The organism is Candidatus Bathyarchaeota archaeon, assembly GCA_026014465.1.
GTDB lineage: Archaea > Thermoproteota > Bathyarchaeia > Bathyarchaeales > Bathycorpusculaceae > JADGNF01.
The window spans coordinates 260,530-286,111 of the sequence record JAOZID010000010.1 but is presented as its reverse complement, the minus strand read 5'-3'; the positions used below and the strand labels follow the sequence as shown (position 1 = coordinate 286,111).

The following is a 25,582-nucleotide window of genomic DNA, read 5'->3' as shown; positions in this document are numbered from 1 at the left end:
TGAAAGTTGGTTGCTTCTTCTATCCGTGTTAACGGCGCAGATTATAAAGTTGTCCTCTGCAATGGCGGTGGATGCTTTTGAATTCTGCTTTTGTTGCTTAATATAAGTTGCCGCAGGGTTGGGGTTAGGGGTTGCTGTTTTTGGTGTAGACTTCAATGTTTGGGTCGGAATTAGTTTCATGTCCAAGGAAATCTTGTAGGGTGCCTTTCCATGTGGGGGCTGATTTGGCTGTGAAGCCGACGGTTTGGGCGATGCCGCGCCATAGGATGGCTTTGTCGTAGTCTTTGGCGTCTCCAGGCATGAATTCGAAGATGCTGCGGCTGGCTATGATGACGATTTTCTTTTTCATGCGTGAGATGGCGACGTTTATGCGGTTTAGGTTGAGTAGGAAGTCGCTTTCGGTTCGGATGTAGTCGGGGTCGCTGACGGTGGTGGATATGATGATAAAGTCTGCTTCGCCGCCTTGGTAGCGTTCAACGGTGTCAACTCGGACGTCTGCGTAGCCGTCTGCGAGCATGTTTTTTAGCAGTCCTTTTTGGGCGTTATGCGGCGTAATTACCCCAACCGAGTCGGGGTTTACGTGGCGAACCAACGAGTCGGCGATTAACGCTTCCACCAAGTTGGACTGAAAACTCTGCGCTTCATCATGCACAATCAAAACAAAAACGTTCTCTGGCTCCAAAACCGCCTGCAACCCTTCTGTCTGCGGCTCCAACGCCTCCAAGGTCTGCTCCTGCCACGAATGAAACTCGATTTTGTCTTTCTCGTAAACCCACTCACGTAAGAACTCGGCAACTACTCTGTGGCAACGGTGGCTCTCGCATAGGCGCTCAGCGGGTATGTTGGCGTTAGGTGGACGTGTTATGCGGTCGTTTCCCAAATCCTCATTTCGTAGCAGCCGCAGAAAATCCATAGCGGATAAGAACGAAGCCATTTCTTCGAGGGTTCGGCGGTCTTCTTTTTCCCAGTTATGTGTTTGGATGGGTGGGAGTTGTCGGTGGTCGCCTGCTACGAGAATTTGGCTGCTTTTGCTTAGGAAAGAACCCGAGAGAATGAGTTCGGGTACGCGCATCATGCTGGCTTCATCAACTATGAGCAAATCGAAAAAGCCCTCACTCCAAGGAGGCTCCAAACCGCCAATTTTCTTCATCAACCCATACAAACCCGGCGGCGTCACGCATAGCACTAATGGGAACCGTGGGTTATCGGCTGCTTCTGACGACAGCGTTGTTTGGTTCATGAGGCAGCGGGTTAGTTCTTCTACGGCTTTTTCGTCTTCGTTGTAGTTGACATACGTTACGCCTTCGAGGGCGTTGACCATGGAGACGTCGTTGCTTAGGACGCGGTAGATTTTGAGGTCGTCAAGGTCGTGTCCGCCTGCGTTGTGGTATTGCCTCCATGACAGGGAGAGTTTGCTGACGAATTCTTGGATTGCTTTGTGTGTGGGCGCGACCATTAGGACTCTGCAGTTGGAAACTGCCCTGTGTGCCGCAACATGCGCTAAGAGCGTTAGCTGCAATGTTTGGGTTTTGCCTGTTCCTGGGGGTCCTTGCAGCATAACGATGGGTTCTTCGTCAAAAACTTTGTCGATGAAGCGTCGCTGCTCGGGATTTGGCGGGAACTCTCCTGTATCAATCCAGCTTAGGAAGCATTCAGCAGCCTGCTTGGGCAATGGTTTGTGCGTGCCGGTACAGGGTTTTCCAGTCAAAAACTCTTCAAGCAAACAGTACAACGCATTTGTTTTAGCGTAATCCAAACACCTAGCTGCACGTTCAGACAAAATATCATCAGCTAACTCATCCACAATGTAGAATCGTCCCGCCTCAAAGAGTTGCATGCCTCGTTTGGTTTGGGCTTTCTGCGGGTCAGTTGTTGGCAGGTTATGCCATGGAAGATATTTGCTGCCTCTGCCGCTGGGCCATGTGACGACTTTGACGGTGATTTTGGACTTTTTCAAGTCGACTTTGTTTATGATTACACGTGCGGAGTTTGCGACTTTTGAGGGAGCGCGTTCGTGGGCTTCTTCGAAGAGTCCGTGTTCGTTGCGGCGCAGTTCGGTGATGACCATCCAGTCGCCTGAGCTTGAACCGTCAGAGCCTTTAACTCGGCAGGCGTTGGCTACGCAGTCTGCTTTGGGCAACCCGATGCCCTCGTAGAGCAGTTTGCCTTGCACCGTGAAGTCACGTTCGGATTCAAAGACGTTGGTGCATTCGAAAATAACTGATCTGCCTGAGGCTACGCGTTGGTTAGGCATCAGGGCGTAATGCTGGTAGAGGTCTTGGCGTTTAGCAAAGTACTCCAGGTCCAAAAATTCCCTGCAGCTGCGCTCCAACGTTGCAGGTCCTAATGAGAACTCGGCGATTTTGGGGATGTTTATGGGTTTTTTTCCTAGACGCCTGTTACGTATGGACAAGAACCGTTCAATATGCTCCAAAACAAGACAGAGCTTCTCACCCATTAACGTGAGCTCTTCGTCGGTTATGCGCCGCGTCTTGGCATAGTCACACCATTTGCGTCTCTCAAGCAAAGCATTCGCATGTTTGCCCCCCTCATCATAAGTATCCAGTCGCCCCTTGGCGCCCCAAACGTACTCGATTGGAATCTGGTTTCCAAAACGTGCCCGCGCAGGATAAAACCCTTCTTTTTGGTTTAATCTGTCGATGCCTTCGATGAAATGAATTGTTCCGTTTGGGTTGCGGCTGTAGGGGCGGATGTAGTTGAAGAAGCCGTCGTGGAAGATCAAGTTGAGGTCAGCGGATGAGTCGTCTTTGCGTTTGGCTCTCCATTTTTGTCTGTCAAAATAAGGGGTTTGCTCGAGTATGGGTAGGAGTCCTGAGCTGTGGTATTTGAGAGCTTTTCGGTGCTGCACTTCGTCTTGGATTATAGAAAACATCGGCTGGTCTATAGCTTGCCTAAGCCCCAGCAAGTCCCTAACGGCTTTTGCGCTTATCAGCGAAGGTTGCCTGCGAACTGCCTCCATCAAAATATCGCGTTCATAGCGGCTAAAAAAGTACAGGTGAATTGGTGCTTCTTCGGGGCTTTCGATGTCGACGGCTATTTTGGTTATGGCGTCGGTTAGGTCTTTGAAGAATGCTTCGAGCAGATTTTTTTCTTCGTCTAAGCCTTCTTTGTGCTCGTCGGGCAGGCGTTTGATGATTTTGGAGACGCTCACGGTTTCGCCACGGTACTTGGTGCAGCTTACCCGTGCACTGATTAACGAGATAACATCAAGCATGTAGTCCCATTCAACAAACAAGTACACTCTAATCATGCCATCAGGCATAAACGAGAGCTGCCAATCCGCCGTGGCGGGGCTATCTTCAGGCAAGCTTCCGTAGCCTGTTCCTGGAATCCAGGGCATACAGCGGCTTTTGAGGGCAAAGGGGCTGTTGGGGCGGATTCCTCCCAGCATAAACTGTGAGCGTTCGATTATGCCGTCGATTTTGGAGCCCACCACAGGGTCAGTAGTTAGCAAGCTGACTTTTTCTTTGTCTACAGCGCGGGTTCCTTTGAAATCGTACGGGCGCAGGGCACTGGCGTTGGGCACAGCTTTTAACCGCGCCAAATCTTCTAGCTGCTTTATCCCGTAGTTTTTGAGCGTGTTTTGTTCGCCCCTGCTTAGGTTTAGCAATGCGATGCTTTCGGCTTCTACGGCGTCAATTATGCAAAACTCGTTAAAACCGCAGTTGTCGCATCTCCAGCAAAGCTGATACTCCACCTCTGAAAGCGGGGTCTGGTGAATGCGGTTTAGCTCGCCGTTTTCGCACAAAAGCCTCTCCACGTCCTGAATCAACGGGTCCAGCTTAAACCGTGGCAGGCACGAAGCAGACAGATTCGTCAAATCCGTTTCCTTGTTTATGACGCCGCCCTCAAACTCGATTTTGGAAGCTAAATCGGCAAGCTCTCCTGAAAGAAGCATCACGTAAATTGCAACTTGGATGCGGTGGGCAGTTTGCTCCTTCCAAGACGATTTTAACTCAAAAATCCTAACTCGAACTTTTCCATCCCCGCAAGGCCAGACGCCAATTAAATCGGCGATGCCTGGAACCTCCCAAACGCCTATGCGTCCTATCATGGGAACTTGATACAGCAGTACAGGCGCGCCGTTGGGGTCAGCGTTTGCGAGCTGGTTTTCGATGACCGCGGTTAACTCACGTAACGAGTTTTTCCATGCGCTTCTCCAGCCGATGTGGCGCGGGTCGTATTTCTTGCTGAAATCGTAGTATTGGGTGGCTTTGTCTTTTAGTTCGGCGATTTTTTGTTCTTCAAGGGCTTTTCCTGTGCTAAACAGCAGGGGGCTTACGGGTTTGAAGGCTTTTTGCCAGTTGCGGCTGTGCTCGTCGGTCTTGTCAAGTTTTAACTTGAAAAAACGCGGGCAACAATTAAACCTGATGTACTCTGCTATGCCTGAAGCAGCCAACGTAGGCAACTCGCCTATGGTTTTAGGCGTAACTGAATCCTTCAAGTAATCCTCATCCCTCAAACTGTGATTCCCCCATCTTACAAAGCAGCACCAATTAAGTTAGACAACAATTTACCCCTATTTACTCCAACCAAGCTTTAAAGACATTACCAAATCCGCCGCCCACATGAAAACCGCTTACAATCTGAAGGGGTTTTTGTAAAAAGGGGAAAGGAACGTATCATGTTCCCTTGTTTGGGCGCGGTTTTTACTGTTCTCCTTCGCCTACTGGCTCGGAGGTTCCAGTTCCAAAGAAGCCGCGTCCTTGGGCGAAGTAGATGTTTATGGGTTTTTCGTTGCGCAGGATGTCAACTATGCTGTGGAACATAGATGAAGGTAGGTGCATCCTGATTATGCCGTTTGTGTTGCTGTCTGCTTCAAAAGCCATGCCTGGGTCGTTGAATCGTATCCAAGCTACGACTTTACTGCCGCTTTTGAGCTGTATCTGAGCACGGTTTGTTTGGTAACCTTTTTCGCTTCCGTAAATGAGAATGTGATAGCTGGTGACATTAACCAATCTTTTTCACCTCCCTCTGAAGTAGTGATTCTTAATTTAGAGGGGTATGTATCTTAAAAGGTTTGTAAACACATACCTGCCACAACAGGCAACAAACAAGCCAGAAACACACGTCAATTTTCACTATTACGCATAAAAAACCACGTAATTTTAGTAGCTAGAAACCGTTTCCACAAAATGCAATCGCCTAAATCGCTAATCCAGCGACTCATTCAGCCATGCAAGGTATGCTTTTTCGCCCGCAACAACAGGCAAAGCAATAACCTCAGGGACCTTATAACTATGCAAAGCTTTAACCCTTGCCGATATGGATTCAAACAAGTCTTGGCGCGACTTCATTAAAACCAAGAACTCCTCTTCATGGTCAATTTTGCCGTTCCAGCGGAAATAAGACGAAACAGGACCAACCACATTAGCGCAGGCAATCAGCTTTTCCTCAAGCAGCTTTTGGGCTATGTTTTTCGCTTCAGATTTACTGTTTGTTGTAACAAGCACAACTATGTAGGCTGTTTGCACTGTTTCCACCAACTATTGACAGTTAGCAAAGAAGAAAAGATTTGTGGCGGGTTTTTGTGCGGTTTGTTTTTTAATAGTATGTTGTGTACTTCTATTGGAGGCGTTGAGCTGTTGAAGACTATTGGTATTGTTACGACTGGTGGGGATGCGCCAGGTATGAATGCTGCTATTCGTGCAGTTACCCGTATTGCGCACTCAAAGGACTTGCAGGTTTTAGGTTTTGAACGCGGCTGGGGAGGACTCCTCGAAAACAATTTCAGGCAGTTGAATCCGCGCAACGTTGGAGGAATTGTGCAGTTGGGCGGCACTATTTTGCATACGGCGCGTTGTCCCCCATTCAAAACCGAGGCGGGACTCAAGAAGGCAGCCCAGACTTTGGAGCAAAACGGCGTAGAAGGCTTAGTCGTGATTGGCGGAGACGGCTCAATTCGTGGTGCATTAGACTTAACCAAGTACTGTAGCACACAAATGGTCGCGCTTCCAGCAACCATAGACAACGACGTCTACGGCACAGACGAAACCATAGGATTTGACACCGCAGTCAACACTGGCGTGGCAGAAATTGACAAAATCCGCGACACCGCGATCTCTCACGAACGCATATTCATAGTAGAAGTCATGGGTCGTCAACGTGGATTCTTGGCGTTGACGGTGGGGATAAGCGTAGGCGCTGAAGTTATACTGGTTCCTGAGCACCGCTGCAACATCGAAGCTGTGGTTAGCACCCTAAAAGCCAACGCGCTTAAAGGAAAAAGAGCGGGCATAGTGGTGGCTGCAGAGGGATGCGGCAAAGTCAACAAAGTCGCTCATGATATCGAAAAACAAACAGGCTCCGAAGTGAGACTGACCATACTGGGTTACGTCCAAAGAGGCGGCAGCCCAACTGCACGAAGCAGGCTCTTAGCCAGTTTGTTTGCAGAAAAAGCAGTTGATTTGCTGTTGCAGGGAAAAGCAAACAAAGTGGTGGGCATGCAAAACGGCAAAGTCTCAAACATCCCCTTAGAGGAATCCGCTGGCAACTCCAAGCAACTCAACCCTGATTTGATAAAACTCGCAGAAATGCTATCCACATAACCCAACACCTTGCTTCTTTTTTTGGTTGAGGGTTTAGCGGAGCAGGGATTCGTAGATTTTCAGGGTTTCGTCGGCTACTTTTCTCCACGTAAAGATTTCCAAGACTCGTTTGCGTCCGTTTTTGCCCCATTCTTTGGCTTGATCGGGGTCACGCAGAACCTCTCCAATGCCCCATGCAATGTCGACTGGGTCTTCGCCGTTGACGTGGACGCCGTTTTGGTCTTCGCCTGAATTTACGACTTGCTCTTTGAAACCCACGACGCCTCTTGCTCCTACGACTACGGGTTTTTCCATAGCCATAGCTTCTAGGCTAACTATGCCAAAGGGTTCATACAAGCTGGGGAAGACGCATAGGTCGCAGGCGGCGTAGTGCAAGATGCGTTGCTGCTCGAGGACGAAGTCGAAGCGGTAGACTACGTTGTCTTTGATGTTTAGGCGTTCGGCGGTTTCTGTTATGTCACTTTGTTCTTCGCCTTTTCCTAGTATGACAAGTTTGGTTTTGGGGTGCTCTTTGAGTACGGCGGGCATGGCTTGCAGGATATTTCGTACTCCCTTTACCCATGTGAGTCTGCCAACGAAAAGTATCATGTTCCAGTCTTCTGGTATGCCGTAGCTTTCACGCAGAGCTGCCACGGCGTTTTTGCTGACTTTGTTTGGGTCATAACGGTTAGTGTCAACGCCGTTCCAGACTACACTGATTTTTGAGGACGGCCAGCCATGCTGTATGAGGTCTTGTTGCATTGCGTGGCTAACGGTTATTACGCGGTTGGCTTTTTGCGCCATGGCGTTTTCGAAGTGGCTTACTACTTCGGAGCCGTGTCCGCCGCTTCTTCCCCATTCGGTGCTGTGAGTGTGGAAAACCACGGGGATTTTGGAGTCATTCTTGATGACAAGACCTGCGATGCTGCTTAGCCAGTCATGTACGCAGACTACATCAAAATGGTATCTCTCTTTTTTTATCAGGTTATTGAGGAATTTGGTTGCGCTCAGGACGTTGTAGATGAATATGTCGTTGAAAAGTTTGATGTTGGTTCCCCATTTCTTAAGGTCGTCTACAACAAAAAACGGGAAAACGCTGCTTGCATCAGCAATCACGGGACGGTGAACTTCCACGCCCCGCAGGATTTCGCGGGTTTTCAAACCCCCTGGGTTTAAGGTGAAAACTGATACGTCATGCCCGATTTCAACGTACTCTTGTGTTATGTATTCTGCATAAGTTCCTAAACCGCCTACCAACGCAGGTGGGTACTCCCAGACAAAAAAAGCAATCCTCAAAACGCAAACGTCTCCACGTATTCAGGTGTTGCTTAATGCTTTTATAGATTCGCTCCAGCCCACTTTTTAGCCAAAAAAGGTTTTGCGGGAAGTTTTGGGCTAAACGTATAAGGCAAGCAAGCGTATACAGTTACTAAGTGCTCAATTATGGTTACGAAAGGTCAACGCAGAATCGGCAGAGCCATACGCAAACTAGAAGCCAGCGTAGAATTTAGCCCCAAAGAATGCAAAGCCAAAATCTCTGAAACAAAATACCGCGAAAAAACCCAAGCCCAACAAGGCTACACAGCAGATTCACCCGTGCAAAACCTGCGCGACCTCGCCTCAAACCAAAACAAACCCAACCCCCAATCGTAAAGCAGAACCGCCAGATTAAAAACCGTTTTTGACGTTTTAAGCGTCAAAAGACAACATATATTTTCTATGTATTTTGGGTTCGTAACGTTTAAGTTTGATTTTTGAGTTTTGCGTAGTGGATGTGCTGTATACGGAGGCTAAGAAAGAATTCAAGGAGCTTCTTTCGAAGTGTGGTTATGCAGAGAGCATAATTGATGCAGCATGGTCATGGTATGATTTTAGCGAGAAAAAAGGCGTAGCCAGTTTCTAAACGCCAAGTTTTTTGACGGTGTTTTTTGTGTGTATTTGTGTTGTACAGACAAGCCTTTATGTGGGACGGGAAGCTTTGTTTTGGTAGTGCAGATGCTGTTGTTTATGAAGGGACAAGCCAGATTCTAAATACTGACATAGGCAACTGTGTGTTGATATATTGTTTGGATTCGTTAGCTTTATTTAGACTTGGCTTTATAGTAGGCGTTGTGAGGACTGAACAATAATGACGGAGAAAACACCACCAAAAGATGAAGCCTTGGAGGCCATTGACTTCATCATTAATGTTCTTAAAGAGCACGAAAAAGACCTAGACAAACTTGTTGGTGAATTGGGCTCAGTTGCAAACCAGATCGGTGAAGCCGGAGAACTAAATGATAAAGTCGAGAAAATTGAAGCAAAAATAACGGGGCTTCAAGGTGACATGAGCAATATCATTACGCATTTTGCAGCAAGACCTCCTCTGCAGCAGGTTTCGTCTTCAAATCCAGTTTTTGCTAGCGCCCAGTCAAACGTGGCGCCAGTTTCAGCTCAAACAAGCTGTCCCAGCTTGCCCGCTAACATGCCGTTGCTCGTAAGATGCAAACAATGGGAAGACTTCCAAGGCATAGCAGCCCAAGCTCAAACCGTCTCTTTCACATACGACAAAACCGAACAAACATTCCAAGCAGAAGCCATAAAAAACAGCCAACTAATCACCTTCAACGGCGACACACCAAAAACCGCAACACTCCTAAAAGCCTGGATAAGCAAACAACTCGAAATCTCCGAACAAAAAATCATAGAAGGACAACTAACCCGCTCCTAAACGGCGCATCATTATTAAAAATGCGCAATCCTTTTATATATTGTTATCTTAAGTCTTGTGATGTGATATGGAGGGTGTTGAGGTTGAGGGCAAACCAGAGCCAATGCAATATTTTTCCGTTCTCGAAGCCTTCTCCTTTCTCCTCGATGACGGATTGGCCCGTGGTAGCCAACAAACAATGACTCACCCTCTCACATACACTAACCAAGCAGAAAAAATTTATGAGTAGAAAAAGTGTGTTTTGTTGGTTTGCTGTAGGACTTGTTCCATTAGGCAAAGCCTGACAAAGATGGCGGTTTGGCGAACTTTTATGGGGTCAGTAGTTAACTGTTTTTTATGAAAACCCACGTGGTTTTCAATTGCAACATTCATAACGCGCAAAGTCGGAATCATCAAAATTTTCTTGCCACAAACTGGACAAACAATGCGGCTCTTCTCGAGAACAGTCTTGTTTGGGTCTTCAACAACCCGTTTATGCAATTCCCGTAACTTCTCTTCACTATACTTTACTTGTACCATGTTCTCGCGTCCTACCCCATCAAAATATCCCTATCAATGGTGGATTTTAAGGGTTCATAACATGTGGGTATATGCGAAACAAATGCGCTTGACGTTTGCTGTGCGTCTGGAAAGAGTAGTTATTACGTTAAAATGTACACTTTCGTACAAACACACAAAAAGTTTTACAAGAATAATGTGTATTCTGTACACACCAACTCAAACATGTCGTCCATTTTTACGGTAGAAGTGTTACTAAACACTGCAAAGCTGCATAACAAAATCCAACTCAGCATCCGACTAAGCCGTCTTCAACCTCTCAATCTGCTCCATGTCCACTTCAAAAGCGGCAACAGGATTCTCCAGCTTCCACGCGGTTAACACCTGCGGATGGATTTCACCTACTACGCCGACTTCTTTTCCGTCTACCAGAACCGTTCCCACGCGTCCTTCGATGAAGCTTGGGTGCTTGGCGGGTTTGATTTGCCAGGTCACGCCCAGATTCAAAAAGAAAGCATCTAAGCAAGCTTTGATTTCGCTAAATCCTGCGGTGGGGTGGCAGGTTGCGGCGGCAAGACTGTTTTTGTCGTGGGTTTTGGTTTCGGCGGTTGGGTCAGGTAGGGTGATTTTTCCTAGTTCAAAGATTTTGTGGGGGAACTCGACGGATTGGTTGTTGCTTAAGAACTCCATGAGGCTGGGCAGGAGCCAGTTTCGCAGGCAAGTCATGGTTACGATTTTTGGGTTGAGCAGGTCAACGGTGGCGGTTTTTGGATGGTTCATTTTGGTGAATAGGTTGTCGGGGTTGGTTAGGGTGTAGTTGAGGACTTCTTGGTAGCCTGACCCCGCCATCAAGTCGCGGGCGGTGTTTATCAGGTGTTGTTGGGGCGCAGCAGAACCCGTTGTCGCAAGCTCCTTCCAAACAGCTTCGATGTTGTTATATCCATAAGCCACTGCAACATCCTCCACCAAGTCAATTTGATGCATAATATCAACACGATAACAGGGCACCAAAACCATGACGACACGGTCATCCACCTGTTTAATGTCAAACCCCGCGGTCTGCAGCAACTGAGCAATTTGTTTGCCCGTAAACTGCATCCCCAAAATCTTGTTCGTGTACTCCACGTTTAGCTCTACTTGTCTGCCTGCAAAGTCGGGCGTAACCTGTTTGTCTTTGTTGGGGTAGTGTATGTTGGCTGCGTAGGCTTGTCCGTTTTCGTCGAGAACAGAGAGCACTACTAAGTTCAAAGTGTTAAGCACGATTTGCTGTTGGGTTCCCGTGACTTCTACGAGCAGGTTCTTGGTTTGCTCGGTGACTTTGCCTATGTCATTCGAGTTGATGATAGGCGGGAAGGAGAGCACGTTTTTGTTTGCGTCCATCAATATGGGGTAGCTGCTGTGCTTGTTGATTATGTGGGCGTATTCTTGCCCTTTTGGGTGCTCATCGAGAATCTGGTTTAAACTGAGTTTTTCGGTGAAACCCAACGGCACGAAACTGATTTTGTCGGGGTTAACTGCTTGGTAGCTTAGAGGCGGCGTAATCAGGTCAAAATCGTAGAGTCCAATTGAGGTTTTTTGCCTGTTGCGTCCGTAGGTTTTGTGCAGTTTGTCTTGAAGCTGCATGAGCCCGCGGATAATCGTGTCTGTAAGTGCTACGTTTTTGATTATGGCGCATCCGATGAAGGGGCGAATTGCCTCAAGTTTTGGGTCAACGTTAACGTCGATAAGGGCTTTTGCAAGGTTGTATGTTTTGGCGCCTTTTGTGAGGTCTAGGAAGCCGCGTAGGGCTCGGGTTAGTCCTTCTACGCTCCATAGGTCGGGGCGGTTGGTGTCTTTGACTTCGATGTTTAGGGTGTTGTCTTGTTTGTTGTAGCCTTTGATTTCGCTTTTCACCAAAGACAGCAACTCATCGATTTCTTCCAAATCGCCATTGTATGCTTTCCCAAGAAGCCTTTCAAACTCGTTCAAGTCTACATCAATTGTCGGCATACGTTAAGCCACCTGTTTTTTCCTAAGCCAATCCAAATCTTGGCTAAATATACTGCGAATATCCTCCACACCCGCACGCATCATAAACAAACGGTCCACGCCTAGACCCCATGCAATTACGGGCGTTTTGATGCCCAGCGGTTGGGTTACTTCGGGGCGAAAGATGCCTGAGCCGCCAAATTCTATCCAGCCGTACCCTTTTTTGTAGGCGCTTAGCTCCACGCTGGGTTCAGTGAACGGGAAATAGTCGGGTCTGAAGCGGATTTTGTCTGCGCCCGCGATTTCCTTGGCGAATTTGCCCAGCACGCCCAGCAGGTCTTTAAGCGTTAGGTTTTCGTCGATGACTATGCCTTCGACTTGGTTGAATTCGCTTAGATGGGTCTTGTCGACAACTTCTGGGCGGTAAACGCGGGCAATGCTGAAATGTTTGCTTGGGATTTTGGGGTTCTTGGTTAGCAGGGTGCGGGCGCTTAGGCAGGTGCCGTGTCCACGGAGTATGAGCCGCTGCGCTTCTTGTGTAGTGTATGTGGAGCCCCAGCCAATTGACCCTGTGTCGCCGCCGTTCTCATGGGTCTGCTTGACCCGCTGCACCGCCTCCGTGTACGCTGAAATGTCGCCATGCTCAGGCTGCTTAATGCGGTAAATGCCGTCTAATTCGCGGGCGGGATGATCCTGCGGCGTGTAGAGTGCGTCGAAATTGAAGAATGATAGCTCCACGCTGGTGCCGACCATTTCGTTGAAGCCAAGCTGCACCAGTTTCTCGCGAACCTCATCTAAAAAGCTCAGGTACGGATGCTTCTTGCCAGGCCAGATTCGTGCTACGGGCGCTTGGATGTTGTAAGTTTGGAATTTGGCGTTTTTCCATTCGCCTTTGATGATAAGCTCGGGGGTCAGCTGGGTGATTTCTTTTTGCCCTGCCGCCAAGTTTATGGCACCTGTTTCGAGGGCGGTTTTGCCTTCAGAGGTGATTTCGAGGGTGCGTTGGGTTTTCTCTTCTACGGTTAAGGCTTTGCGCTTTTTTAGCGCCTCAACAGCTGACTGCATTGCGGGGTCAAGCTGATTCAGGTCGGTTTCCTCTTGGCTGCACAGTAACTTGAGGAGTTTTTCGTCGGTGCCCTCTTCGGGGTCGACCGTTACCTGCAACGTTGAGGTCTTCGAGTCAAAGGTTGCCCATTTTTTGCGTTGCGTCCAACCTAAAGCGATTTTGGCAAACTGCTGCTCCAGCCCCACCTTCTCTGCAGCCTGCTCAAGTGTTGCGTTGCCGCCTGACTCAAGGACAGCTTTGATTATGCGGCGTTCGGGTAAGCCGTTTTGTGCGTGGAGGGTGCCTTCGCTGGTTAGTTTAAGTTTGGTTTGGGGGTTGGCGTGGATTTGTGCAAGGTTGTTTTCCTGTAAAATTAATGCTGAACGCATAACCGCGGCATCTGAAAGCTCACATTTCGCCATAAGCTGCTCCACAGAAACCTTGCCGCCCAACTCTGCAAGAGCCGTAAGTATCCGAACTTCGTTTTCCCTAAGATCCACCATCAGCTGTTCCCTTTGCCTAAATCAGTGCGTCTGAGTAATGTACTTTGCCGTATTTATAAAAACCCTGCCATAATCTCTGCTTTTGTTTTTCGACGGCTTGCATGTAGCTTGTTTGGGGGTTGTTTTTAAGTTGAAGTGTGCGTGTTTTTGTGGTTCAGCGTTAGAAGTTGGCAACAATTTATTAGGTAGACAGGTTAATTTAGATGCTAAAGCAGCGTTAATAGGACGGAACCAAGTTGAATGTGTTGACAAAGATTTACTGGACTAGAGTTGGATTGGGTGCAGCGGCAGGTTTGGTTAGCACGGCTGTTTCTTATGTTTGGGAAATGATGAGTGGTGTAACCATCCAAGAGCAGGTGCTGGGCGAGGGGTCAACTAACACGCTTCTTAACGGCATAACCGTAGCGTTGCTCATTTACCTTGTAGGCTACTACTTGATGAAAGCGCGTTACGCTTCAAAGATAGAGAAGCAATCAAAAATTATGACTATGGGCATTTTCATTTACTTCTTCACATGGCTTCTAGTGTGGGTGTTGACGCTGACAATAGGCATCGGACCCATAGAAGCCGCACCAGCAGCAATAATCTAAAGCTCTCACAAAAAAAGTGGCTTTAGGCTTTAGCTTTCTTTTTCACAAAATTCGCCATGGTCACTTGGCTTTTGTCATCTTTAGTTGTTTCCAGCAGCGGAGCCTCTTCATCTTTCTGAGCCGCTTTCGCGGGTGCCTTGACCTTTGGCGCAGGCGCTTCAATTTCCATTCGGGAAATAACCCGCATGCAATCCGCCCACGCAGAGAAAAAGCCGCGGTCAAAATCTGCGTGCAAGCTGCTGTGTGTTTCGTCAAAGAACTCGCGTCTGTACTCGTGCAGGGCAGGCTTGTCGGTGAAGTCAAGTTTAGATAAAAAGGAGTAGTTGTCGTTGCTGCTTTTACGTGAGAGGTATATGCCCTTAAGGGCGCGGTAGTAACCGCGGTTCCATTCGGTACGTTGCATTTTCTGTTTGAGGCGTTCTAGTTCGCGTTCGGCTTCGGTGAATTGTCTGCCCACAAGGAGCTGGAAGTACCGTGTTACTAAAGTTTGGGGTACAGGCATGTTTAACGACCACGTTTGGAGGCTTTTTCCTCCTCAGTCACATCTTCTATACCGTTTTCCGTGACTTTAAGGATTTCCTCTCCCTCAGGCAGGTACGGGCTGGAGACGAGTCGTGCGATGCGTATGGGTCCATGCGAGGCTTTGCGCAGGTAAATGCGGGTTTGGCTGGTGTGACCTACAATGTGCCCGCCGATTGGGTGTATTGCGTCTCCGAAGAACACGTCGGGTTTTGCCATGACCTGATTGGTTACTACGGCTACTGCGTTAAACGCGCGCGACAGCGACGTGAGTTTGTGCATGTGTTTGTTGAGTTTTTGTTGCCTAGATGCGAGCATTTCGCGTCCTACGTATTCGCTGCGAAAATGTGACGTTAGCGAGTCAATTACGATGAGCTTGATGTTGTTGTCTTTGATGATTTGGTCGGCGTTTTCCAGCAAAAACATCTGATGATCCGAGGTGAATGCTTCGGCGTATATGATTTTTTTGACGGCTTCTTCAGGGTCAAGATCTAAATGCTCCGACATCTGGATGATACGCTCTAATCGAAAAGTGTTCTCGGTATCTATATAGAGTGCGCCGCCGCCAAGACCTCCGCGTTCCGGGGGTAACTGGACGTTTACGCAAAGCTGATGGCAGAACTGGCTTTTGCCGCTGCCGTATTCGCCGTAGAACTCGGTTATGGTCTGGGTTTCCAAGCCCCCAGCTATCATGCGGTCTATGGCTTTGCTGCCCGACGTTAGCCGCAACACTTTTTTGCGCATCTTGTAGAGCTCGTCTGCACGTATGAAATTGATGCCCATTGCCGAGCGGGCGGCTTCAATAATCTGAAACGCCTTCTTCTCGCTAACTCCCACGGGTCCTAATTCGCGGATGGTCGCCATAGCCAAGGACTCAACGGTGTGGTAGCCTAAATCACTGAGTTTCTTCGAAGTAGCAGGACCAACACCAGGTATATCCTCAATGAACTGGTACTTTGGTTTGGTTTCCTCTTCGATTTCTTCTTCCTCTTCTTCGACTTCTTCGGTTTCGTCGAATTGTTCTGCATCTTCAGTCATGACTATTCACGTTCTCTTGGTAGCATTGTAACAAGCCGTATTTAAAAGACTTCTAAATCAGAATCCTCTGATGCGGGGAGAGAGTACTGTTGAAGTGAACCGCTTCTTTGTTGCCTGGGGGTATGCTAAGGTATAAGTACAATTTGCTATAGAGAAGGTTGTTAGGCTGCATGAATGAGGTTGTTGTGTTGGGGATTGTTTGTGAGTTGTTGGAGTCTGTTGCTTTTGAGTTGATTAGGCAGGCGGTTGTTTGTTTGCCTGATGATGTTTTGGCGGCTTTGAAGAAAGCTTACGCGAAGGAAACCAGTGAGGTTGCTATGGTGCAGTTGAAGGCGATTTTGGATAATGTGGAGTTGGCGAAGGCGCGTGGGGCGCCGATTTGTCAGGATACGGGTACGTTGACGTTTTATGTTCGCGCAGGCGAAGGTGTTGCGGATTTGAGCCAAGTAAAGGCAGCGCTTGAGCGGGCGGTGCAAAAAGCTACCGTGCAGGTTCCTTTGCGTCCTAACGCAGTAGAGCCGTTTACTCAGAAAAACAGCGGCGACAACACAGGGCGGGGATTGCCGTTAATTCACTGGGAAATCGTTCCAGGCGATGGCTTGGAGGTTACAGTTATGCCAAAGGGCGGCGGCTCTGAAAACGTCTGCGTCTTGGGCATGCTTAACCCCCGCGAAGGCATAAACGGCGTAAAACGTTTCGTAATCGACGCTGTAGTTAACGCAGGCGCTAAACCTTGTCCCCCCACGATTTTAGGCGTGGCATTTGGCGGCGCCGCAGACACGGCAATGGAACTCGCCAAAAAAACGCTGCTACGACCCCTCGACACAGTTTCCACGAATCCGCAGGCGGCAGCATTAGAAAAAGAACTCCTCGAGGCGGTTAATCTTCTTGGCGTTGGTCCCATGGGTTTAGGCGGCAAAACCACCGTTTTGGGAGTGCACGTGGATTACGCGTTTAGGCATCCTGCGTCGTATCCTGTGGCAGTGGCGTTTAGCTGCTGGGCTTGCAGACGCGCAACCGCACACATAAACCCCGACGGCACCGTAGAATACCTAACACATAAACAGGTGGGTGCGCGGTAAATGGCGGTTTTTCGGTTTAGGACGCCTGTTTCTGAAGCTGACGTGCGCAAGCTACGGGTTAATGATGTTGTGTATTTGTCGGGGTTGGTTGTTACGGCTCGTGACCAGGCGCATAGGCGTGCTTTAGCTTGGGCTGATGCTGGGAAGTTGTTGCCTGTGGATTTGCGGGGGGCGGCGGTTTTTCATTGTGGTCCGGTTATGCGTCGGGTTGGTGAGGGCTGGGAGGCGGTGGCTGCGGGTCCAACAACTAGCACCCGACTAGAAAGCGTGGAACCCCAATTCCTTGACACTTTCAAGCCCCGCGTCATTATCGGAAAAGGCGGCATGGGAGAGCAGACCTTGCAGGCGCTAAGTCGGGTCGGCGCAATTTACTGTGCATTTACTGGGGGCGCGGCGGTTCTGGCGGCTCAAGCCATAAAACAGGTCAAAGCCGTAAAATGGCTGGATTTAGGAATGCCCGAAGCCCTGTGGATACTGCAAACCCATGAGTTTGGTCCCCTAACCGTCGCCATGGACACCCACAAAAACAGCCTATTCGCCCAAGTCACGCAAAAAACCCACGAAAACCAAAAACAAGCCTACAAAAAACTACACCTCTAACCCCCTTGCACAAAACCAACACAGAAAAAGCTGAGTAGACCCCCCTCCCCCTATCGTTTCTGCATACAATTAAAATTTGCCGACTAATAGGCAGCTAATAGGTTGGTGAGGAGGGGCTTGTGGTTGATGTTTAGGTTGTGTTGTTGTCTTTTGTTTTGTCGGTGTTGTTGTCTTTTGTTTTAGTTGTGCGGGTTTGTTTTTCGGGGAGTCTTTGTCCGCATTTAGCACAGTATAGGGCGGTGGAGAGGTTTTTTTGTTGGCAGTTGGGGCAGATTTGGGGTTCTTTTATGTTTTTTTGGACGTTTTCTTTGGCGGTTTTGAAGGCGTCTTGGATTTGTTTGGCTGCTATGTTGAAGGCTTTCTCCATTTCGGCGCTCATTTTGGTTAGGGCTTCGCGCATTTCGTCTGAGGGGGTGGCTGTGTTTTCGGGTGTGGGGGTTACTTTTTTGCCGCATTTAGGGCAGAATAGGGCGTCTTCGGGGAGTTGGACGCCACAGGCGCTACAATAAGCCATAGTGGTCACAGAAAAAGGGTTCAAATGTTGAAAATTTAAGCTTTGCGTCCATCCGGTTGTGGTGGGTTGAGCAAAATAAAAAAGAAGGGGGTTGGGTTCGAAGGGTTTAGGTTTACAGGAAGAAGCCTGCTCCGAGTAAGGCGACGCCAAACAGCACGGCAAGGACAGCGACGATTACGATGTAGATGATTATGGCTATGATTGCTATTGCAAGTGCCATTAGCCAGCTTGAGTCAAAGAAGTGCTTAATCAGCGCTAGCCAAACAATGACCATAATGATTGTGCCGACCAGCCCCAGCGCAGCAAACTGGAAAACCGCGCCGATAACCGAGCCTAAAACAACAATCCATATGGCATCCATGAATTTTGCTTTATCAGTGCCAACCAGCGCCCGCCCTGACAGCCACAAAACAGGAGACAACACAATAACGTTCGCAATTAAACCTACAAGTATTGCAACAGTATCTACCATACAAATTTTTCCTCCTTTAAAAGTTAACAATAGTTATGCCTGTGTTAGTTTAAAAAACTTGTGAAACAACAACAGCTACGTTGGCTGCTGGATACAAGAAACTGCAAAAACCAACAACGTGCAAGCTGGAAGTTAGCGGATAGATGTGGGTGTGGTTTAGAAGATGAATTTGTGTCCTTTGTTTTTGACTTTTTGGTCTGTTTCTTGGGCTAGTTGTTCGAGGAGTTTGCGTTCTTGGGTTGAGATTTTTTTGGGAATTTCGATGCCGACTTGTACGAGTAGGTCTCCTTTGCCGTAGCTTCTGAATCGGGGCATGCCTTTGCCTCTGACTTTCAAGACTTCGCCAACCTGTGTTCCAGGGTTGATTTTTAGCTTCGCGGGCTCCTCCAATGTGGGCACTTCAACTTCGGTTCCTAACGCAAGCTGCGGATACCCCAGCATCAATAAGTAATGCAGGTTATCGCCGTTTCGGACAAACTCTTTGTGGGGAACAACATGAACCATCACGTACAAATCGCCTGGTTCGCCGCCGTTGTTTGCTCTGTCTCCTTCGCCACGCAACCGCAGCTGATAACCCTCGTCGATGCCTGCGGGGATGGTTACGGTAATACTGCGGCGTTTTCTGGTTAATCCTGACCCGCGGCAGGTTTTGCAGGGTTTTTCGATGATTTTGCCTTTTCCGCGGCATTCTGGACAGGCGGTTACTTGCATGAACATGCCAAACATGCTTTGCCTTGTCTGCTGGATTCTGCCTGAGCCGCCGCAATGTTGACAGATTTTAGGTTGGGTTCCAGCTTCCGCGCCTGAGCCACCGCAGACATCGCAGCTTTCGGTTCGGGGAATTTCTATGGCTTTTTGGGTTCCCGTGTAGGCTTCTTCTAGGGTTATGTTCATTTCGTAGAGTAGGTCTTGTCCACGGTTGGGTTGTTGTCCGTAGCCGCCAAAGCCTCCAAATCCGCCGCCGCCAAAGATGGTTCGGAATATGTCGCCAAATCCGCCGCCGCCTATGTCGCGGAATATGGTGTCGAAGTCTGCGCCTCGGAAGATGTCTTCTTCGCTGTAGCGTTGGTCAAAACCTGCGTGTCCTAAGGTGTCGTATTGTCGGCGTTTTTGGTCGTCAGATAACACTGCGTAGGCTTCGCTGATTGCCTTGAATTTTTCTTCAGCTTCAGGCGTCTTGTTTCGGTCTGGGTGATACTGCATCGCCAACTTGCGGTACGAATCTTTAATCTCGTCCTTACTGGCTTCTTTGGATACACCAAGAACCTCATAATAGTCAGGTTTTTCAGACATAAGCGACAACCGTTAAAAAGAAAAGAGTAGAAAAGGTGGGAGAAAACTGTTTCGCTGTCTACTTGACGTTATAGTCTTCAGAGTCAACTACTTTGTCGTCGTCAGAGGAGTTTTGGTTTTGCTGTCCCGACTCTGGTCCTGTATCGCCTGCTTGAGGCCCTGTTTGGGCTTGCTGTTGTTTTGCTTGCTCGGCTGCTTGCTGGTAGACGACGGTGCCGACTTCCTGCAGAACCTTGCTTAATGCGTCAGAGGTTTCCTTGACTTTTGCCATGTCATTGCTTGCCATTGCGTCTTTGAGCGCAGCGACGGCGGTGTCGATTTTGCCTTTTTGGTCGTCTTTTATTTTGTCTGCAAGGTCGGTTTTGGTTTTCTCTGCGGTGTAAATTAGGCTGTCGGCGTTGTTTCGCAGTTCGGCTTCTTCGCGTTTCTTCTTGTCTTGATCGGAGAATTGCTCGGCTTCTTTGACCATGCGTTCCTTGTCTTCGTTAGAGAGTTTGCTTGAAGCGGTGATGCGGATTTTAGTTTCCTTGCCTGTGCCGCGGTCTTTGGCGCTAACGTTGAGTATGCCGTTGGCGTCGATGTCGAAGGTGACTTCGATTTGGGGGACTCCTCGGGGCGCGGGTGGGATGCCTTCTAAGTTGAACATGCCCAGCGAGACGTTGTCTGATGCCATTTGGCGTTCGCCTTGGAGGACGTGGATGGTTACGGCGGTTTGGGAGTCCGCGGCGGTGGTGAAGACTTGGCTTCTCTTGGTGGGTATGGTAGTGTTCTTCTCAATGACCTTGGTGAATACGCCGCCCATGGTTTCAACACCCAATGATAAGGGCGTGACGTCAAGCAGCAGGATGTCTTTGACTTCGCCTGTTAGAACTGCGCCCTGAATTGATGCGCCAATCGCAACACACTCCATGGGGTCAATACCGCGCTCAGGAGCCTTATTTAGAATTTGCTCGACAAAACGTTGCACCAAAGGCATACGGGTCATACCGCCCATCAAGATGATTTTGTCCACGCCTTGGGGGGTGAGTTTGGCATCTTCAAGGGCTTTGAGGATGGTTTTTTCGGTTTGCTTCACGATGGGTTGGGCAAGGGATTCGAGTTTTGTTCGGGTTATGGTGAGGTGCAGGTGTTTGGGTCCTGATGCGTCGGAGGTGATGAAGGGCAGGTCGATGTCGGTGGTCATGAGTGTGGTGAGTTCGATTTTGGCTTTCTCGGCGGCTTCTTTTAGTCTGGCTTGTGCCATTTGGTCGCCTGAGAGGTCGATGCCTGTTTGGCGTTTGAACTCTTCGATGATGTAGCCCATGACTGCTTTGTCTACGTCGGTTCCGCCCAGTTGCGTGTCGCCGCTGGTGCTTAGAACTTGGAAGACGCCTTTGCCAAAGTCCATGACCGTAACGTCGTGGGTGCCGCCTCCGAAGCTGAACACCAAAATTTTCATGTCCTTATCAAGCTTGTCGATTCCATACGCGAGGCACGCGGCGGTGGGTTCGTTGATGATGCGCATGACTTCAAAACCTGCGATTTCGCCTGCGTCTTTGGTGGCTTGTCGCTGGTTGTCGTCAAAGTGCGCGGGAACTGTTATGACCGCTTTTTTGACGGGCGTGCCCAAGTAGGTTTCAGCGTCTTTTTTGATTTTCTGCAAAATAAACGCGCTGATCTGCTGGGGGCTGTACTCTTTCCCGTTTACGGAAAGTTTTTCTTTGGTGCCCATTTTGCGTTTTACTTCAAAAATTGTTCCTTGGGGGTTTGCCGTAGCTTGGCGTTTGGCGGGTTCACCTATTAGTAGTTGTCCGTCTTTTGTGAAGGCAACTACGGATGGGAACATTTTTCCCGCCATGGTTGGTCCTTCAGCGCTTGGGATTACGCTGGCGCGTCCACCTTCAAAAATAGCTGCGGCGCTGTTGGTTGTTCCTAAATCTATTCCTATAACTTTTTCTCCACTTTGAACATTGCTCATGTTTCGTTTTCCTCCTTCGTTTTTGACTGTGAAGAGGGGTTAACCGAGACCTTTACTATGCTGGGTCTGATGATTTTGTCTTTTAATGCGTAGCCTTTTCGGATATCCTCTACTACTATGCAGCCCTCGACGTCGGGGCGTTCGACAGTAGCTACTGCGTTGTGTTTTGAGGGGTCAAAAGGCTGTCCTTCGCATTCTATTGGAAAGACACCTTCTTGCTCAAGAACTTTTCGCAACTTCTTTAGTGTCATCTGTACGCCCTCTACGAGCAGCTGCGCAGAACCAGAGTCCTGAGCGTTCTTCACTGCCATCTCCAACTCGTCAATGACTTCAAGCAACTGCATAACCAAACGTTCATTAGCGCACTTCACTGCCTGCTCTAACTGGCGGTCAAAACGACGCGTCATGTTCTCACAATCAGCTTGCAAATACTTAATGCAGTTCAGGTACTCTTCACTGCGTTTCTTCTCTTCAACTAACTGTGCTTCAAAGTCGGCATGAGCTTTGCCTTCCTTTAAATTATCTTTCATAAGGGTATCCGCCTCTTGGCTGCAATTCTAAACATCAACAAACAAAAATATATTTTTCGCCTCGCAAAAACCCTTTTCTCCAGATAACCGATAGACAAAACCGTTTGTGACATATTGCGGTTAAAAGAAAAAAGGTTGGAGGGGATGGTTTAGTATTGGGGTTGGGGTGTGTAGTCGGTGGTGGTTGTGGGTTGGGGTTGTTTGGGTTGTAGTTGGAAGAAGGCTATAGCAAGTAGCAGTGTCGAAATCCAGACTATGAACAAGCCGATTCCAAAGACTATGACAAGAACTGCGCCGACGAGCAGCAAGGTTCCAGTGGTGCCAAAGAGCCCAACTTCAGACCTGTCGCGTAGAAGATTCAAAGAGCGCCTGTAGAAGATTGCAACGATGAGAAGGAAGACGAACATGATTACGAACGCTATTAGAAGAGCAGCCAGCAACGTTCCAATAGAGCTCATGGCTATGTCAGTGTTTATGTCTGCGGCAGTGTATTGGCTCAGTGATGTCCAGTCCCCGTTCCACGCTGGAAACAGGTCATAGAAAATCTCCTCGAACGAAGTAAGTATAACCGTTACTGCAGTCACTGCAAGAGCAACTACTCCTACTACGCCCGCAAGAGTTCCATACAAGAAATTCTGGAAAATGCCCGGTGTACTGTAATGTTTTGCCAAACCATGAACTGCGATTATCAAAAGGATAAAGCCGATGAGTCCGATGAATCCAGGTGCAAAGCCAGCAGCAGATGAGACAAGTGAAGAGATGAACATCAATAGTGCGCCTACGCCGCCCAATGTTTTAATTGTGTTAAATTCCAATTTTATTTCCTCCTGCTGATTCCGTTTCAGGGTTTAAGAATAAAAGCCTTGCTGTTGCTACGCAGGTTAACGTGCAGGTTCAGTAAGAAAAAACCGCGTTGTAGACATGTTTATGTGCTGTTTAGCTGCTCTTTTAATACTGCGTAATATGCTTCAAGGTAGGCTTTTCCGTTTGAGGTCAGCGTGTAGATTTTTCGGGCCCGTCCACCTTGCGGCTGTATTTCGCTGGCTATGAAGCCTTCCCGTTCTAGCAGGTTAAGCGTGGGGTATAGTGCGCCGTGTCGGAGTTTGATGCCCAGGTTTTCCTCTACGGTTTTTTTGATTTTATAGCCCCACATGGGTTCTTTTTGGATGAAGCGTAGTAGTTGGATGTCAAGGAGGTTTTTGGTTATGCGTTCGAGAAGTTGTTGTTTGTAGTCTTCCATGGCTGCAATCTCTGGCTGAGTTGATACTTCTAGGGTTGTTTGTTTTCGTATTTAGATGTGCTGTTTTGCGGGAAACTGTGTTGGAGGTATGTTCTATCAATATTTATATTTGGGTTTGATGGATATAAGAAATGTTGCAATATGTCTGCATTTGTACATATTGTAGTTGTGTTCAACACAAAAACGCGAGGAGAAAGGAAAGAAAGTGCCAAACAAAAAAGAAGTCGAAAGCAGACTAATGAAAGGACTTTTAGACATCATAATATTGGAAATTCTAAATAATGAACCCATGCACGGATACCAAATCATAAGCAGCATCCGCAAGGATTTTGGAATATGCTTTGGACCAAGCAGCATCTACCCCATGCTCAACAATTTAGAAAAAAAGGGTTACATTCAAAGTGAATGGAACACCACCAAAGAACGCCCTCGCAAAACCTACCAGCTAACCACCGAAGGACAAAACGTCCTATACCTGGCAGAAGTCTCGCTCAACCAGCTCTGCAAAAAACTGGCTATGCAAACAAGGTCCCCCTCAAGCATACCCAACCAAGCCATGGGCACCCTGCCAAGCTAAACACTCCAACCAATCATCACGTAAATTCTGCTTTGCTGCAAGCCACAAAAACTGTTTCAAAATCGCTTGGCAGCATGCATCAAATATAGAACTTCTTCCATAATATAGTAGTGTCAGCGGTTAATGGTGATGGGTGATGATGTGCAGGATTCTGCTATTACAAGTCAAAGTTTAAACCAGCAGATTCAAGAGTTCTCCAAGCACATAGCAGGTTCTAACCCTATAACCGCCATCGCTGTGTCAGACAGCTCCGCAGGCACATTAAACGTAAAAGGCACTCTTCAGGTTCTGCTGGTTATTCATGATTTCCAATCACGGCTGATGAATTACCCCAAAATCATGACTGGAAAAAACGTGCTGGTTTTCGCGGTGGACCAGTGGATTTTTGAGCGTGATGTTGACCGCGGCTTTTTAGGAGAGGCTTTTGCCAGTTTTCTGCTTTTCCCGTATGACAGTTTGGTGAACGCGCCGTACCTTGAACAGCATGAAATCGTGCTGAAAAAAAGGTTGATTCTTGAACTTTTAGAGAACCTAGTAATTAGCTACCCCGAACTATCCTACCAAATCCACATCAAACCCGAATACTTCATGTACGAAGCCCTGCTCAACCGCGTTCGCATCTTCCCACCTCTCTCTTATGGCATATCCGAGTTCCTAAGCGGCAACGTAGAAAACCAAAAAGTCCTAACCGTCCTGCAAGGTTACCTAAAAGCCCTACAACTCTTAGAATCCGAAGAGCAAATACGCTTCAAACAAGACTACATCTTAATCTCCAAAAAATTCCTGTCAGAACACACAACACCCAAAACCTACCTCATACAAGCCTCAAAAAACATGCCCCGCGCCCTATTCTCCTCCATATTCGGGCTCTTCCCACAGATGCTAAACTTTTTTACCCAAAACACCGAAGCCCTCCTCAAACTCCAAATACCCCCATGGAAAACCGAATTCAACTCCAACCGCCAATTCATCAACCCCCAACGATACGTTTACGCCCCAACCGCGCAGGGCTTAGTCTCCTTAGCCGACAAAGTCGATATCCAAACATTCGCCCAAAAAGTGCTCCTAGACGGTAGCTACAGCAAAATCAAAATTGAAGACTTCGGCGGCGTCCTAAATGATGTCTATCTTATTCGGGCGTTCAATGATGTTGGTGTGGAGAAGAAGATTTTGGTGAAGCGGTTTAAGGACTGGTCGAGTTTTAAGTGGTTCCCGTTGTCGGTTTGGAGCATCGGAGCCCGCAGTTTTGCTGTTCTTGGCAGGTCGCGGCTTGCAAAAGAATGCGCCATCGGCGAGCTTTTAGAACGAAAAGGCTTCAACGTGCCCAAGGTCCTGTACGTAAGCACCAAAGAACGGCTGGTTTTCATGGAGTTCATTGACGGCGAAACCCTAAACAACGGCATAAAACGCATCGCCAACGCCCAAAACAGCCAAGACATGGAAAAAGACCTTGAAGTCATAAAGCAAGTCGGCGAAGTCTACGCAAAAATCCACAGCCTCAACGTAGCATTAGGCGACACCAAACCCGAAAACATCATGGTCACCAAACAAGGCACCCTGTACCTGCTGGATTTTGAGCAGGCAACCCGCGGCGGCAACAAATCCTGGGACATAGCCGAGTTCCTGTATTTTTCAGGACACTACCTGCCAGCAAACAGCGAAAACAAAGCCCAAAAAATCTCACAAGCATTCATAGACGGGTACTTACAAGCAGGCGGCGAAATCAACACCATACGCAAAGCAGGCGCCCCAAAATACACCCGCGTCTTTAGCGTCTTCACCATACCCTCCATACTACGCACCATGTCAAACACCTGCAAAAAAACCCAACCCCCAAACTAAACCGTCTTTTGAGGTTTTGGCGGCGCCGAGTGGGTAATCGTAAGTGTTATTTACGT

25 protein-coding genes are annotated in these 25,582 nt (G+C 48.2%); 9 read left to right on the top strand and 16 right to left on the bottom strand.

Features of this window, described 5'->3' with window-relative positions; translation table 11 throughout:
• Positions 1 to 124: 124 nt before the first annotated feature.
• The 3 genes from NWF04_03555 to NWF04_03545 all read right to left on the bottom strand — a co-directional run bounded on the left by NWF04_03555 (position 125) and on the right by NWF04_03545 (position 5,495).
• A complete protein-coding gene (locus NWF04_03555; protein ID MCW4005660.1) occupies positions 125 to 4,483 on the bottom strand; it encodes an AAA domain-containing protein in 4,359 nt (1,452 codons plus the stop codon).
• Between the two features lie 187 nt (positions 4,484 to 4,670).
• A complete protein-coding gene (locus tag NWF04_03550; GenBank protein ID MCW4005659.1) occupies positions 4,671 to 4,979 on the bottom strand; it encodes a hypothetical protein in 309 nt (102 codons plus the stop codon).
• A gap of 195 nt (positions 4,980 to 5,174) precedes the next feature.
• The gene (locus NWF04_03545) at positions 5,175 to 5,495 is read right to left on the bottom strand and encodes a divalent-cation tolerance protein CutA (GenBank protein ID MCW4005658.1); all 321 of its coding nucleotides are present in this window, start codon (positions 5,493 to 5,495) and stop codon (positions 5,175 to 5,177) included.
• Between the two features lie 111 nt (positions 5,496 to 5,606).
• On the opposite strand from NWF04_03545, the gene NWF04_03540 reads away from it, so the two are divergent.
• On the top strand, positions 5,607 to 6,569 hold the full coding sequence (locus tag NWF04_03540) for a 6-phosphofructokinase (protein ID MCW4005657.1): 963 nt from the start codon (positions 5,607 to 5,609) through the stop codon (positions 6,567 to 6,569).
• Positions 6,570 to 6,602: 33 nt separating this feature from the next.
• Here the strand turns inward: NWF04_03540 and NWF04_03535 are convergent, their stop codons facing one another.
• Entirely contained in the window at positions 6,603 to 7,844 is a 1,242-nt protein-coding gene (locus tag NWF04_03535) for a glycosyltransferase family 4 protein (protein MCW4005656.1), read from the bottom strand.
• A 147-nt stretch (positions 7,845 to 7,991) separates the two neighbouring features.
• Here NWF04_03535 and NWF04_03530 point away from each other — a divergent pair, with 147 nt between their 5' ends.
• From NWF04_03530 to NWF04_03520, 3 genes are all read left to right on the top strand, one after another.
• Complete coding sequence (locus NWF04_03530; protein MCW4005655.1) at positions 7,992 to 8,201, top strand: hypothetical protein; 210 nt, start codon at positions 7,992 to 7,994, stop codon at positions 8,199 to 8,201.
• 115 nt (positions 8,202 to 8,316) lie between these two features.
• Positions 8,317 to 8,451: a hypothetical protein gene (locus NWF04_03525; GenBank protein ID MCW4005654.1), complete on the top strand. Its 135-nt coding sequence runs from the start codon at positions 8,317 to 8,319 to the stop codon at positions 8,449 to 8,451.
• A gap of 225 nt (positions 8,452 to 8,676) precedes the next feature.
• Complete coding sequence (locus NWF04_03520; protein MCW4005653.1) at positions 8,677 to 9,258, top strand: hypothetical protein; 582 nt, start codon at positions 8,677 to 8,679, stop codon at positions 9,256 to 9,258.
• 219 nt (positions 9,259 to 9,477) lie between these two features.
• Here NWF04_03520 and NWF04_03515 read toward each other — a convergent pair whose 3' ends face one another.
• From NWF04_03515 to NWF04_03505, 3 genes are all read right to left on the bottom strand, one after another.
• Positions 9,478 to 9,777, bottom strand: coding sequence for a hypothetical protein (locus NWF04_03515; GenBank protein MCW4005652.1), 300 nt, complete (start codon positions 9,775 to 9,777; stop codon positions 9,478 to 9,480).
• Between the two features lie 279 nt (positions 9,778 to 10,056).
• Entirely contained in the window at positions 10,057 to 11,745 is a 1,689-nt protein-coding gene (gene pheT / locus NWF04_03510; protein ID MCW4005651.1) for a phenylalanine--tRNA ligase subunit beta, read from the bottom strand.
• A gap of 3 nt (positions 11,746 to 11,748) precedes the next feature.
• Entirely contained in the window at positions 11,749 to 13,272 is a 1,524-nt protein-coding gene (locus tag NWF04_03505; GenBank protein ID MCW4005650.1) for a phenylalanine--tRNA ligase subunit alpha, read from the bottom strand.
• A gap of 236 nt (positions 13,273 to 13,508) precedes the next feature.
• Here NWF04_03505 and NWF04_03500 point away from each other — a divergent pair, with 236 nt between their 5' ends.
• A complete protein-coding gene (locus NWF04_03500) occupies positions 13,509 to 13,862 on the top strand; it encodes a hypothetical protein (protein MCW4005649.1) in 354 nt (117 codons plus the stop codon).
• A gap of 22 nt (positions 13,863 to 13,884) precedes the next feature.
• On the opposite strand, the gene NWF04_03495 is transcribed toward NWF04_03500, so the two are convergent.
• Together NWF04_03495 and radA are read right to left on the bottom strand one after the other, a co-directional pair.
• Entirely contained in the window at positions 13,885 to 14,364 is a 480-nt protein-coding gene (locus NWF04_03495; protein MCW4005648.1) for a hypothetical protein, read from the bottom strand.
• Between the two features lie 2 nt (positions 14,365 to 14,366).
• A complete protein-coding gene (gene radA / locus NWF04_03490; protein MCW4005647.1) occupies positions 14,367 to 15,419 on the bottom strand; it encodes a DNA repair and recombination protein RadA in 1,053 nt (350 codons plus the stop codon).
• 170 nt (positions 15,420 to 15,589) lie between these two features.
• Here radA and NWF04_03485 point away from each other — a divergent pair, with 170 nt between their 5' ends.
• Positions 15,590 to 16,501, top strand: a complete 912-nt coding sequence (locus tag NWF04_03485) for a fumarate hydratase (protein ID MCW4005646.1) — start codon at positions 15,590 to 15,592, stop codon at positions 16,499 to 16,501.
• Positions 16,502 to 17,101 carry a FumA C-terminus/TtdB family hydratase beta subunit gene (locus NWF04_03480; protein ID MCW4005645.1) on the top strand — a complete coding sequence of 200 codons (600 nt, stop codon included), beginning with the start codon at positions 16,502 to 16,504 and terminating at the stop codon, positions 17,099 to 17,101.
• 130 nt (positions 17,102 to 17,231) lie between these two features.
• Here NWF04_03480 and NWF04_03475 read toward each other — a convergent pair whose 3' ends face one another.
• The 7 genes from NWF04_03475 to NWF04_03445 form a co-directional block, all read right to left on the bottom strand.
• The gene (locus NWF04_03475) at positions 17,232 to 17,615 is read right to left on the bottom strand and encodes a zinc-ribbon domain-containing protein (protein ID MCW4005644.1); all 384 of its coding nucleotides are present in this window, start codon (positions 17,613 to 17,615) and stop codon (positions 17,232 to 17,234) included.
• Positions 17,616 to 17,727: 112 nt separating this feature from the next.
• Positions 17,728 to 18,087: a hypothetical protein gene (locus NWF04_03470; protein MCW4005643.1), complete on the bottom strand. Its 360-nt coding sequence runs from the start codon at positions 18,085 to 18,087 to the stop codon at positions 17,728 to 17,730.
• Between the two features lie 156 nt (positions 18,088 to 18,243).
• On the bottom strand, positions 18,244 to 19,380 hold the full coding sequence (gene dnaJ, locus NWF04_03465; protein MCW4005642.1) for a molecular chaperone DnaJ: 1,137 nt from the start codon (positions 19,378 to 19,380) through the stop codon (positions 18,244 to 18,246).
• Positions 19,381 to 19,438: 58 nt separating this feature from the next.
• Positions 19,439 to 21,337, bottom strand: coding sequence for a molecular chaperone DnaK (gene dnaK / locus NWF04_03460; protein MCW4005641.1), 1,899 nt, complete (start codon positions 21,335 to 21,337; stop codon positions 19,439 to 19,441).
• Positions 21,334 to 21,867: a nucleotide exchange factor GrpE gene (locus tag NWF04_03455; protein MCW4005640.1), complete on the bottom strand. Its 534-nt coding sequence runs from the start codon at positions 21,865 to 21,867 to the stop codon at positions 21,334 to 21,336. The genes dnaK and NWF04_03455 overlap by 4 nt, the downstream gene beginning before the upstream one ends.
• A 149-nt stretch (positions 21,868 to 22,016) precedes the next feature.
• Complete coding sequence (locus NWF04_03450) at positions 22,017 to 22,682, bottom strand: DUF996 domain-containing protein (GenBank protein ID MCW4005639.1); 666 nt, start codon at positions 22,680 to 22,682, stop codon at positions 22,017 to 22,019.
• 110 nt (positions 22,683 to 22,792) lie between these two features.
• The gene (locus NWF04_03445; GenBank protein ID MCW4005638.1) at positions 22,793 to 23,107 is read right to left on the bottom strand and encodes a PadR family transcriptional regulator; all 315 of its coding nucleotides are present in this window, start codon (positions 23,105 to 23,107) and stop codon (positions 22,793 to 22,795) included.
• A 205-nt stretch (positions 23,108 to 23,312) separates the two neighbouring features.
• Here NWF04_03445 and NWF04_03440 point away from each other — a divergent pair, with 205 nt between their 5' ends.
• Together NWF04_03440 and NWF04_03435 are read left to right on the top strand one after the other, a co-directional pair.
• A complete protein-coding gene (locus NWF04_03440; GenBank protein MCW4005637.1) occupies positions 23,313 to 23,684 on the top strand; it encodes a PadR family transcriptional regulator in 372 nt (123 codons plus the stop codon).
• A gap of 123 nt (positions 23,685 to 23,807) precedes the next feature.
• Entirely contained in the window at positions 23,808 to 25,526 is a 1,719-nt protein-coding gene (locus NWF04_03435; GenBank protein ID MCW4005636.1) for an AarF/UbiB family protein, read from the top strand.
• Positions 25,527 to 25,582 lie beyond the last annotated feature (56 nt).

Coding starts and splice junctions, on each gene's coding strand:
- NWF04_03435 (MCW4005636.1), top strand. CDS start 23,808: ATGGTGATGGGTGATGATGTGCAGGATTCTGCTATTACAAGTCAAAGT.
- NWF04_03515 (MCW4005652.1), bottom strand. CDS start 9,777: ATGGTACAAGTAAAGTATAGTGAAGAGAAGTTACGGGAATTGCATAAA.
- pheT (MCW4005651.1), bottom strand. CDS start 11,745: ATGCCGACAATTGATGTAGACTTGAACGAGTTTGAAAGGCTTCTTGGG.
- NWF04_03475 (MCW4005644.1), bottom strand. CDS start 17,615: ATGGCTTATTGTAGCGCCTGTGGCGTCCAACTCCCCGAAGACGCCCTA.
- NWF04_03530 (MCW4005655.1), top strand. CDS start 7,992: ATGGTTACGAAAGGTCAACGCAGAATCGGCAGAGCCATACGCAAACTA.
- NWF04_03505 (MCW4005650.1), bottom strand. CDS start 13,272: ATGGTGGATCTTAGGGAAAACGAAGTTCGGATACTTACGGCTCTTGCA.
- radA (MCW4005647.1), bottom strand. CDS start 15,419: ATGACTGAAGATGCAGAACAATTCGACGAAACCGAAGAAGTCGAAGAA.
- dnaK (MCW4005641.1), bottom strand. CDS start 21,337: ATGAGCAATGTTCAAAGTGGAGAAAAAGTTATAGGAATAGATTTAGGA.
- dnaJ (MCW4005642.1), bottom strand. CDS start 19,380: ATGTCTGAAAAACCTGACTATTATGAGGTTCTTGGTGTATCCAAAGAA.
- NWF04_03485 (MCW4005646.1), top strand. CDS start 15,590: ATGAATGAGGTTGTTGTGTTGGGGATTGTTTGTGAGTTGTTGGAGTCT.
- NWF04_03445 (MCW4005638.1), bottom strand. CDS start 23,107: ATGGAAGACTACAAACAACAACTTCTCGAACGCATAACCAAAAACCTC.
- NWF04_03470 (MCW4005643.1), bottom strand. CDS start 18,087: ATGGTAGATACTGTTGCAATACTTGTAGGTTTAATTGCGAACGTTATT.
- NWF04_03520 (MCW4005653.1), top strand. CDS start 8,677: ATGACGGAGAAAACACCACCAAAAGATGAAGCCTTGGAGGCCATTGAC.
- NWF04_03480 (MCW4005645.1), top strand. CDS start 16,502: ATGGCGGTTTTTCGGTTTAGGACGCCTGTTTCTGAAGCTGACGTGCGC.
- NWF04_03495 (MCW4005648.1), bottom strand. CDS start 14,364: ATGCCTGTACCCCAAACTTTAGTAACACGGTACTTCCAGCTCCTTGTG.
- NWF04_03455 (MCW4005640.1), bottom strand. CDS start 21,867: ATGAAAGATAATTTAAAGGAAGGCAAAGCTCATGCCGACTTTGAAGCA.